Source organism: Actinoplanes subglobosus (genome assembly GCF_042650585.1).
Lineage (GTDB): Bacteria > Actinomycetota > Actinomycetes > Mycobacteriales > Micromonosporaceae > Actinoplanes > Actinoplanes subglobosus.
The window spans coordinates 204,337-213,756 of the sequence record NZ_JBHSBL010000025.1; the positions used below are offsets into that span (position 1 = coordinate 204,337).

The 9,420-nt window shown below is 70.8% G+C and carries 9 protein-coding genes; 7 read left to right on the forward strand and 2 right to left on the reverse strand.

Going from position 1 to position 9,420, the window contains the following annotated elements; genetic code table 11:
- Positions 1-147 precede the first annotated feature (147 nt).
- The 3 genes from ACFO0C_RS38245 (at position 148) to ACFO0C_RS38255 (ending at position 3,090) form a co-directional block, all read left to right on the forward strand.
- The gene (locus ACFO0C_RS38245) at positions 148-1,053 is read left to right on the forward strand and encodes a ribonuclease Z (RefSeq protein ID WP_378071676.1); all 906 of its coding nucleotides are present in this window, start codon (positions 148-150) and stop codon (positions 1,051-1,053) included.
- An 18-nt stretch (positions 1,054-1,071) separates the two neighbouring features.
- Positions 1,072-1,575, forward strand: coding sequence for a GNAT family N-acetyltransferase (locus tag ACFO0C_RS38250; protein ID WP_378071677.1), 504 nt, complete (start codon positions 1,072-1,074; stop codon positions 1,573-1,575).
- 495 nt (positions 1,576-2,070) lie between these two features.
- Positions 2,071-3,090, forward strand: a complete 1,020-nt coding sequence (locus ACFO0C_RS38255) for a DUF695 domain-containing protein (RefSeq protein WP_378071678.1) — start codon at positions 2,071-2,073, stop codon at positions 3,088-3,090.
- 6 nt (positions 3,091-3,096) lie between these two features.
- On the opposite strand, the gene ACFO0C_RS38260 is transcribed toward ACFO0C_RS38255, so the two are convergent.
- Both ACFO0C_RS38260 and ACFO0C_RS38265 read right to left on the reverse strand, forming a co-directional pair.
- A complete protein-coding gene (locus tag ACFO0C_RS38260) occupies positions 3,097-4,455 on the reverse strand; it encodes a cystathionine beta-synthase (protein ID WP_378071679.1) in 1,359 nt (452 codons plus the stop codon).
- Positions 4,456-4,458: 3 nt separating this feature from the next.
- Positions 4,459-4,803, reverse strand: coding sequence for a YkvA family protein (locus tag ACFO0C_RS38265; protein WP_378071680.1), 345 nt, complete (start codon positions 4,801-4,803; stop codon positions 4,459-4,461).
- 144 nt (positions 4,804-4,947) lie between these two features.
- Between ACFO0C_RS38265 and ACFO0C_RS38270 the strand changes: the two genes are divergently transcribed.
- The 4 genes from ACFO0C_RS38270 to ACFO0C_RS38285 all read left to right on the forward strand — a co-directional run bounded on the left by ACFO0C_RS38270 (position 4,948) and on the right by ACFO0C_RS38285 (position 9,070).
- The gene (locus ACFO0C_RS38270) at positions 4,948-5,970 is read left to right on the forward strand and encodes an SGNH/GDSL hydrolase family protein (protein ID WP_378071681.1); all 1,023 of its coding nucleotides are present in this window, start codon (positions 4,948-4,950) and stop codon (positions 5,968-5,970) included.
- A gap of 16 nt (positions 5,971-5,986) precedes the next feature.
- Positions 5,987-6,775 carry an SGNH/GDSL hydrolase family protein gene (locus ACFO0C_RS38275; protein ID WP_378071682.1) on the forward strand — a complete coding sequence of 263 codons (789 nt, stop codon included), beginning with the start codon at positions 5,987-5,989 and terminating at the stop codon, positions 6,773-6,775.
- Positions 6,776-7,081: 306 nt separating this feature from the next.
- The gene (locus tag ACFO0C_RS38280; protein WP_378071683.1) at positions 7,082-8,326 is read left to right on the forward strand and encodes an acetyl-CoA C-acetyltransferase; all 1,245 of its coding nucleotides are present in this window, start codon (positions 7,082-7,084) and stop codon (positions 8,324-8,326) included.
- Positions 8,327-8,554: 228 nt separating this feature from the next.
- A complete protein-coding gene (locus ACFO0C_RS38285; protein ID WP_378071684.1) occupies positions 8,555-9,070 on the forward strand; it encodes a GNAT family N-acetyltransferase in 516 nt (171 codons plus the stop codon).
- Positions 9,071-9,420: the final 350 nt, after the last annotated feature.

The window sequence follows — 9,420 nt, forward strand, 5'->3', positions numbered from 1 at the left end:
TGGTTGTGAACCACGTCGAGACCGTGTGGCAGCGGTGCGGCGAATATCAGACAGCCACCCGACCCCTGGGGATCCGGCCTTGTCCGACCGGACCGCGATTTCGATCGCGGAAGTCCCCAGGGGTCGCTTCATATCCGGGGGGAGTCGGTGACGCGCGAACTGGTGGTACTCGGCACGGCGAGCCAGGTGCCGACCCGGCACCGCAACCACAACGGCTACCTGCTGCGCTGGGACGACGAGGTGATCCTCTTCGACCCGGGCGAGGGCACCCAGCGGCAACTGCTGATGGCCGGCCTCCCGGTCACCCCGATCGCACGGATCTGCATCACCCACTTCCACGGCGACCACAGCCTCGGCCTGCCCGGCGTCCTGCAGCGGATCTCGCTCGACAAGGTCCCGCACCCGGTGGCCGTCCACTACCCGGCCGGCGGGCAGGAGTTCTACGACCGCCTGCGGCACGCCACCAGCTACTGGGACAACGCGGAGATCGTGCCGGGCCCGGTCGGCGCCGGATTCTCGGTGGAGACGTCCGCGGGGCGCCTCACCGCGCTCCCGTTGCGACACCCCATCGAGACGTACGGGTACCGCCTGACCGAGCCGGACTCCCGCCGGATCGTGCCCGCGCTGCTGGCCGAGCACGGGATCAGTGGCCCGGCCGTCGGGGAGCTGCAGCGCACCGGGCGGCTCGGCGACGTCACCCTCGAGCAGGTCAGCGTGGCCCGTCCCGGCCAGAGTTTCGCGTTCGTGATGGACACCGGCCTGTGCGACAGTGTGTTCGAGCTGGCCCGGGGTGTGGACATGCTGGTGATCGAGTCGACGTTCCTCTCCGAGGACGCGGAGCTGGCCGCCCAGGTCGGGCATCTCACGGCCGGCCAGGCCGCTGCGGTCGCGCGCGAGTGCGGCGTACGCACCCTGGTCCTGACGCATTTCTCGCAGCGTTATCCGGAACCGGACCGCTTCCTGGAGGAGGCCCGCAAGGAGTTCGACGGCACCGTGGTGATCGCCGAGGACCTGGCGCGAGTGCCGGTGCCCGCGCGCCGCGCGGTGGCGTGAGGCTGGTTTTCTGGTGCGATGACCGTTCTGTTGCGCCCGGTTGACGACGCCGACCTGATCGCGGTCGGCGCACTGCACCATCGCTCGCGTGCCGCCGCCTATGCGGACCTGGTGCCGCCCGAGACGTTCACGGCCCGCGGGCCGGAGGCGATGAGCGCCTGGTGGGTGGAGCGGTGGAGGTGGGAGCGGGAGACGCATCTGATGACCGTCGCCGAGGCCGACGGTGAGCTGGCCGGTTTCACCTACGTCGGTCCGAGCGAGACGGACGGCGCGGCCGAGCTGTACGCGATCCATCTGGCGCCGGAGCGGGTCGGCTCCGGCATCGGCCGGCAGTTGATGGTCAACGCGCTGGAGCAGCTGGCGACGTTCGGTGTGGACCGGGCGGTGCTGTGGGTGCTGGCGGACAACCCGGTGGCGCGGCGCTTCTACGAGCGCGGCGGCTGGACGGCGGACGGCGCGACGAGGGTCGCGCCGGTCAACGATCAGCCGCTGGCACAGCTGCGCTACACACATCCGTTGTAGGCAGCACAGGGTTGCTGGTTGGGCGGGAACACGCGACCGAGTGAATGCGGGGGAACCTGTAGTCGCGTGCTCCCGCCCACCGCCCCGCCCGAACCGGATGCGCCTGGCCGGAGGCGCTCGATCAGCGGAGGCGTGCCGATCTGGGATCCAGTTCAAGGGCGGGTCTGGGCGCGGGATACCGGTTCGCTGGCGGGGCGGACCGGTGTCACCGCTGGTGGACGTCGGCCGGGCCGGGAAGCCGTACTTGCCGGGGGACGGTCAAGCGTGTCGGCGACGTCGTGGTCCTGGGGTCAGGCGTGATACCTCCCGGGAGTGGTTCATAGCTCCGTCTCGACACATACAACAGCAGCGGGCCATCGGCCGGTCGGACTGTCTGTGCGATTGCCGCGACTATCCGTGACGATCCATGTACCGGGCCTGTCGAAGCCGCCACTCCGCCCGCGTCCCGGGCCCGGAAAGCGCCTAGTCACCGGCCCTTGTTGGTAGCGTCCCCCCGTGATCTTCAAGAGGCGGAAGAAGGCGGAACCGGCGTCCGCGATCACGGCGTTCTGGGACTGGTGGGCGCACGCACGGCCGCGCGCCGAGAAGATGATCGCCGGCGGCCCCGACGACGCGTTCATCGAGGAGATCTCCGGCCTGGTCGCGGCCATCCACCCGGATCTGCACTGGGAGTTCGCGCCCAGCACGACGGCACAGCACCTGCTGGTGGTCAGCTCCGGCGGATCAGCGGAACTGCGCTCGGTCGCCGAACGCTGGCGCCGGGCCGGCCCGGCGCCGGACGACGTCTTCGGGTACGCGGCCGCCCGCCAGGGTCGCCCCGACGCGCTGGACGGGGCCCGGCTGGCCATCGGCGGTCACCACCTGGACCTGGGCGACCTGCGGTTCCGGGCCGAGCACGACGAGGACCGCGACTGCATGGACGTGGAGGTCTGGCACCCGGCCTTCGCGGACCTACCGGAGGAGGCCCGCGGTCAGATCGCGTTCCTCTCGCTGGACTGGGTTCTCGGTGAGGACACCGTGGAGATCTGGGTCGGCGCGATCGACGCCGTGGCCGGGCACGGGCCGGACCTCACCGGCGCCGAACTGGCCGCCCTGATCGCCGCGCTGCAACCGGCCGACGGGCAGCCCCGCTGGCGGAACCTGTCCGGGATCCGTGGCGGGAAACCGATCATCGCGATGGCGCAGACCCGGCTCCGGCCGGCCCGCTGGCCCGGCCACGACCTGCACATCCGGATGGACGTGCCCTACCTGGCCAAGGACGGGAACGGGTTCCCCGAGCCGGACACGCTGGCGGCGCTGCGCGCCTTCGAGGATCACGTCGCCGGGCACGCCGACGGCACCGTCGTGGTCGCGCACGAGACGACCGACGGGGTACGCACCACGCACCTCTACGCCGACAGCCCGGTAGCCGCCGAGGTCCTGAAACCCCTGATCGGTGGCTGGCAGGACGGGCGTGTCCGGATCACCGTCACGCCCGACCCCCAGTGGGAACAGGTCGAACACCTGGCCCCGTGACACCGGCTAACTCAAATGGGCCAGCAGGTCCTGCCTGGTGAGGACGCCGGCCGGCTTGCCGTCGACCAGGACCATCGCGGCGTCGGCCTTCTCCAGCAGCGCGACCGCCTCGGCCACCGGCTCACCGCCGCCGATCATCGGCAGCGAGTCGGTCATGTGGCGCTCGATCGTGTCGTGCAGGTGGGCCTGGCCGGTGAAGAGGGCGTCCAGCAGTGCCTTCTCCGAGATGGAGCCGGCCACCTCACCGGTCACCACCGGCGGCTCGGCCTTCAGCACCGGGAGCTGGCTCACGCCGTACTCCCGCATGTAGTCGATGGCGTCGCGGACCGTCTCGGTCGGGTGCACGTGGATCAGCGGCGGGATCTCGGCACCCTTGCCGGCCAGGGCGTCGGCCACTGTCGGCGTCCCCTCCTGGGTGCGCAGGAACCCGTACCGTGCCATCCATTTGTCGTTGAAGATCTTCGAAAGGTAGCCACGGCCGCCGTCCGGCAGCAGGACCACGATGACGTCGTCGGGGCCGGCCTTGCGGGCCACCTCGAGCGCGGCCACCACGGCCATCCCGCAGGAGCCGCCGACCAGCAGGCCCTCCTCACGGGCGAGACGGCGGGTCATCTCGAACGAATCCGAGTCGCTGACCTCGATCACCTCGTCGGTGACGTCCCGGTCGTACGCCGTCGGCCAGAAGTCCTCACCGACGCCCTCGACCAGGTAGGGACGTCCGGTCCCGCCGGAGTAGACGGACCCCTCCGGGTCGGCGCCGATGACCCGCACCGGCCCCTGCTCCTTGAGGTAACGCCCGACGCCGCTGATCGTGCCGCCGGTACCGACACCCGCCACGAAGTGAGTGATCTTCCCGCCGGTCTGCTCCCAGAGCTCGGGCCCGGTCTCCTCGTAGTGCGACCGCGGGTTCGCGGGATTGCTGTACTGGTCCGGTTTCCAGGCGCCCGGGATGTCCCGGGTCAGCTGGTCGGACACGTTGTAGTAGGAGCGGGGGTCCTCCGGGGCGACGGCGGTCGGGCAGACCACCACCTCGGCACCGTACGCCCGGAGCACGTTCTGCTTGTCCTCGCTGACCTTGTCGGGGCAGACGAAGACGCACTTGTAGCCACGCCGCTGAGCCACCAGGGCCAGCCCGACGCCGGTGTTACCGCTGGTCGGCTCGACGATCGTGCCGCCCGGCTTGAGGAGGCCCGCCTTCTCGGCGTCCTCCACCATCCGCAGGGCGATCCGGTCCTTGACGGAGCCGCCGGGGTTCAAGTACTCGACCTTGGCCAGCACTGTGGCACTGATGCCCTCGGTCACGCTGTTCAATCGGACCAAGGGGGTATTGCCGATGATCTCGACTACGTTGTCGTAATAGCGCACGTCCTATTTTACGACCGATGGCAGCCGGGTCTTCTCCCACTCCAGGAACCGGTCGGTCTCGGCGAGCACGGCACCGGCCAGCCAGGTCACCGCGACCGCGTCGTCGATCAGGCCGAAGACCCAGACGAAGGCCTCGGGGACGGCGTCGATGGGCGACACCACGTACGCCGTGGCGGCCGCCATCAGCGCCAGCCGCATGCCACCGTCATACTCACCCCTGGTGCTCGCCTTGATCATGCGCGGGAGCGCGCCGAGTCGCTGGCCCACCGTGGGCCCGCCGCGGCTGCCCGCACTGAGCGCCCGGGCCAGCGCCGTGAACGCCGCCGCACGTTTCAACGTTTTGGCCATCTCTGTTCCCCTTTCCGCAACTCCAGCATGACGGGAGCGCGCCATGATTGCCTCTCGCCACCGCGAGTTAGCCTCGAATCCCGACCCCACACGCCGATCATGGGCGAGCCGGATGGTTCCCTTCGAGCGACAGCGAGGGAGACTATGAGCACCATCGATGTAGCTGGTACCCACTGGCGATGGATCAAGAACGCCGGGCGGGTCGCCGGTGCCGCCGCGGGGTTGACCGCCATCTCAGCAGGACTGCTGATGCGCCAGGCCGCCGAAGCGCGCCGGGTGATCCCGATGGCCGAGGCGCCACCGCCCCGCGGCGACGGCCTCTACGGCGCGAAGTTCGGCGGCAAGCCACTCACGCTGGTCATCCTCGGAGATTCCACAGCGGCGGGGTACGGCGTGCACCGCCCCCGCGAGACACTCGGCGCCCTCTTCGCGACCGGAGTCTCCCGTCGGCTGCGCCGCCCGGTCCGCCTGTACCGGCTGGCCGTCGTCGGCTCCGTCTCGGCGGGACTTCCGTACCAGGTGGACGCCGCCCTCGAACACGCGCCGGACCTGGCGATCATCCTGATCGGCGGGAACGACGTCACGCATTTCTCGGCCCGGGAGGCGGCCGTACGCCATCTCGGTGACACGGTGCGCAGGCTTCGTGCCGCACAGTGCCGTGTGGTCGTCGGTACCTGCCCCGACCTCGGCGCCATCCAGCCGATCAAGCCACCGCTGCGCTGGCTGGCCCGGCGCTGGAGCCGCCAGCTGGCCGCCGCGCAGACCATCGCCGTGGTCCAGGCCGGCGGGCGGACGGTGTCGCTCGGCAACCTGCTCGGCCCGATGTTCGAGGCCGACCCCGGGCGGATGTACAGCTGGGACCGTTTCCACCCGTCCGCCGAGGGGTATGCCCGTGCGGCAGCCGTGATGATGCCGACCGTGATGGCCGTGCTCGGCACCGACGACGGCGTGGCGCTACCCGTCGCCGAGGACGTGCGGGCCCTGTCCGAAGCCGCCGACGAGGCGGTCCGCGCCCCGGGGACCGAGGTCGCACCGGCCGGCCGGTGGGCCCGGATGCGGCGTTACCGCTGGTTCAGTTCGCGCCCAGCGGCCGTGGCCCCCGTTCCCAGCGGTGACCCCAGCGACGGGGCCGTAGGGTATACCCCAGAGGATCATCAGGTCGGCTGATGCAGGGAGGCGGGACATGGCTGGGCTGCCGGAACGTCTGACCAGGGCCGCGGCCACGAGCCTGCTGGCCGGGGCGGTGGGCGGAGTCGCCCTGCTCGCCGGCGAGATGCTGGCCGCGAAAGCGCGGAGGTATGCGAAGCCCACCATGGGGCTGGCTCTGCGTACCTCGATGGGCCCGCAGAGCGCCCCGCCGCTGCGGCTCGTGCTGCTCGGCGACTCGGCCGCGGTCGGCGTCGGTGTGGAGTGGCTGTCCGACACGGTCGGCGGCCAGCTCGCCCGGCTGCTGGCCGACGGGTCCACCGGCAGCGGGCAGCGGCACGTGCTGCTCTCCAGTGTCGGCGTGGCCGGGTCACGATCCAGCGACCTCGCCACGCAGGTGGCCCGGGCGCTGCTCGGGGACCGTCCGGACGTGGCCGTCATCCTGATCGGCTCCTACGACGCCGCCTCCGGGCGTGCCGCCGACGACTCGGCCGGCCATCTCGGGCAGGCCGTCCGCCGGTTGCGCTCGGCCGGCGTCCAGGTGGTCGTCGGCACCTGCCCCGACCTCGGCGCCTCCCGCTCGATGGCGCCGCCGCTGCGCCAGATCGCCGGGCTGGTCGGCCGGCGGCTGGCGAAAGCGCAGGCCAAGGCGGTGACCGATGCCGGTGGTGTGGTGGTCGACCTGGCCGCCGAGACCGGTGCCGTCTTCCGCGCCGACGCCGGGACCCTCTGCTATGACGGCTTCCACCCGTCCGCCGACGGTTATCGCGTGTGGGCACATGCGCTCTATCCGGCGGTGGCGAAAGCCGCGATGACCAACGCCTGACGGTTTACCCCGGGTCCTCCGCTGCCGCTACCAGCTGCTTCGCGGCCCGCTGCAAGCTCCATCGCGGCCCGCTACCAGCTCCATCGCGGCCCGCTACCAGCTCCATCGCGGCCCGCTACCAGCTCCATCGCGGCCCGCTACCAGCTCCATCGCGGCCCGCTACCAGCTCCATCGCGGCCCGCTGCAAGCTCTATCGCGGCTGGCTGGCCGGCTCCCCGCGGCCCGCCCCCGGTTTCTTCCGGGTTTTTTCACGGCGTGTGACAAATTCGCGCTTCCGACCATGTTACTGATGAGTAAACTGGGCGCATGCCGGAAGCTGTCATCGTCGCCACTGCCCGCTCCCCCATCGGCCGCGCCCACAAGGGCTCGCTGAAGGATCTGCGCCCCGACGATCTCGCCACCACGATCGTCGACGCCGCCCTCAACAAGGTGCCGCAGCTCGACCGCACGCTCATCGAGGACCTCTACCTCGGCTGCGGTCTGCCCGGCGGCGAGCAGGGCTTCAACATGGCCCGCGTCATCGCCACCAAGCTGGGCCTCGACGGCCTGCCCGGCGCCACCGTCACGCGGTACTGCTCGTCCTCGCTCCAGACCACGCGGATGGCCTTCCACGCCATCAAGGCCGGCGAGGGCGACATCTTCATCTCGGCCGGTGTCGAGACCGTCTCCCGTTTCGCGCGCGGCAGCTCCGACGGTCTGCCGTCGGCCGCCGCCTCCGTTGTCGGCGGTCCGTGGACCAACCCGTTCTTCGCCGACGCCCAGGCGCGCACCGCCGCCTCCGCGCAGAACCAGACCACCTGGCACGACCCGCGTGAGGACGGCCTGGTCCCCGACATCTACATCGGGATGGGCTACACCGCGGAAAACCTGGCCCAGATCAAGAACATCTCCCGGCAGGAGATGGACGAATTCGGGGTACGCAGCCAGAACCTCGCCGAGAAGGCCATCGCCAACGGGTTCTGGGAGCGGGAGATCACCCCCGTGACCCTGCCCGACGGCACCGTGGTGTCCAAGGACGACGGGCCCCGCCCCGGCGTCACACTCGACGCGGTCTCCGGCCTCAAGCCGGTCTTCCGCGAGGACGGCCGGGTCACCGCCGGCAACTGCTGCCCGCTCAACGACGGCGCCGCCGCGGTCGTGATCATGAGCGACACCAAGGCCCGCGAGCTCGGCATCACCCCGCTCGCCCGGATCGTCTCCACCGGCGTCACCGGCCTCTCCCCGGAGATCATGGGTCTCGGTCCGGTCGAGGCGTCGAAGCAGGCCCTCAAGCGCGCCGGCATGACCATCGGCGACGTCGACCTGGTCGAGATCAACGAGGCGTTCGCCGCCCAGGTGATCCCCTCCTACCAGGACCTCGGCATCCCGATCGAGAAGCTCAACGTCAACGGCGGCGCGATCGCGGTCGGCCACCCGTTCGGCATGACGGGCGCCCGCATCACCGGCACCCTGCTGAACTCCCTCGACTGGCACGACAAGAGCATCGGCCTGGAGACGATGTGCGTCGGCGGAGGCCAGGGCATGGCCCTGATCATCGAACGCCTCAGCTGATCCATCCTCTACTCGGGCCCGGCGCGTCGCACCACGCGCCGGGCCCGCCTTTTACGCGCCCCTTCCACGCACAGCTCCTTCTCCCGCTCCCCTTCTCTCACTCCCCTTGTCGTGCTCCCCCTTCTCGCACTCCCCCTTCTCGCTCTCCCGTCTTTCGTCCCCCTTTCACGCTCCGTTTCGCGACCCTCGGTCTCGCCCTCGGTCTCGCTCTCGGTAAAGATCTCCGTCATGACCACCGTCGGCAGGATTGTCGCCGTCACCGCGGGATCGGCGTACGCAGCTCCGGCTGCGGACCTCTTCGACGAGTACCGCGTGCACTACGGCCAAACACCCGAACCGGACCGTGCCGCCGCGTGGCTATCCCAGCAGCGGAACGACGGTGGCCTCCGCCTGTACCTCGCGATCGGCGAACCCCCGGGCCGCCCGATAGGCCTGATCAGCGTCCTGGAGATGCCGGCGTCTTTACGGATGGGCACGTTCTGGTCGATCCGTGACCTCTACGTCCCGCCGGCTCACCGTCGCGGCGGTGTCGCGCGCGCACTCCTCGACCACGTCGTCAACGCGGCCCGCACCGCCGGAGCCCTCCGGGTGTCCCTGCAGACCGAACCGGACAATGCCGCAGCCCAGGCCTTGTACCAGTCCGCAGGCTTCCACCCGATTCACGACCTGGATCTGCTGAGTCTCACCCTCACGGACGGCCAGGGCGGCGACCACCAACGTTCGCCCGGGCCCCGGCCGATCTAGGCCACTTAACCACCGAAAACGGTGGCCTATCGGTCAAGATCCGACAGGGTGACATGTGGCAGTCATCGTCATCGGGCCGGGCAGACGCCGCGGGCTGACGGGCAAGCAAGCCGGCGGCCGCGCGGGCGAGCGGGACGGCCCATGAACAGGCAACGCCGGTAGCTGGCTGGCGACTCAGCGGCCTCGGCGACCGGCGGCCTTGGGGACCGGCGGCTCGGCGACCGGCGACCTCGGGGACCGGCGACCTCGGCGACCGGCGGATCGGCGACCGGCGGATCGGCGACCGGCGACCTCGGCGACCGGCGACCTCGGGGACCGGCGACCGGCGGGCGACGGGCGACGGGCGACGG

Coding starts and splice junctions, on each gene's coding strand:
- ACFO0C_RS38250 (WP_378071677.1), top strand. CDS start 1,072: ATGACCGTTCTGTTGCGCCCGGTTGACGACGCCGACCTGATCGCGGTC.
- ACFO0C_RS38265 (WP_378071680.1), bottom strand. CDS start 4,803: ATGGCCAAAACGTTGAAACGTGCGGCGGCGTTCACGGCGCTGGCCCGG.
- ACFO0C_RS38270 (WP_378071681.1), top strand. CDS start 4,948: ATGAGCACCATCGATGTAGCTGGTACCCACTGGCGATGGATCAAGAAC.
- ACFO0C_RS38275 (WP_378071682.1), top strand. CDS start 5,987: ATGGCTGGGCTGCCGGAACGTCTGACCAGGGCCGCGGCCACGAGCCTG.
- ACFO0C_RS38280 (WP_378071683.1), top strand. CDS start 7,082: ATGCCGGAAGCTGTCATCGTCGCCACTGCCCGCTCCCCCATCGGCCGC.
- ACFO0C_RS38285 (WP_378071684.1), top strand. CDS start 8,555: ATGACCACCGTCGGCAGGATTGTCGCCGTCACCGCGGGATCGGCGTAC.